The sequence below is a fragment of the Pseudoalteromonas sp. SIMBA_162 genome (assembly GCF_046535955.1).
Classification (GTDB): Bacteria; Pseudomonadota; Gammaproteobacteria; order Enterobacterales; family Alteromonadaceae; genus Pseudoalteromonas; species Pseudoalteromonas marina.
In genome coordinates, this window is the sequence record NZ_JAWJBQ010000793.1 from 1 (window position 1) to 253 (window position 253).

Sequence of the window (253 nt, forward strand, 5' to 3'; positions counted from 1 at the left end):
CGCTGGGTCTTTCGCTGTATCTGTTCGTCCATCTCAAGCACTTGAAGAGCCTCTACACCTGGCTGATCACCAATCCCCATGAAGAGCCGCCGCCCGGCGATGGCGTCTGGGGAGACCTGCTCGATCGTCTCTACCGCTACCAGAAGGGCCAGCGTCAGGCTCAGGAGCGACTGCGCAGCATCCTCAACCGTATCCAGGAATCCTCCGAGGCCATGCGCGACGGCCTGGTGATGCTGGACAACCACGGTGACAT

Annotated in this window: 1 protein-coding gene; it reads left to right on the top strand. The window is 60.9% G+C overall.

The window, feature by feature from the left end; all coding sequences use genetic code 11:
- The coding region (locus R0J88_RS21855; RefSeq protein WP_410901154.1) for a DUF3329 domain-containing protein at positions 1-253 on the top strand (253 nt) is incomplete at both ends.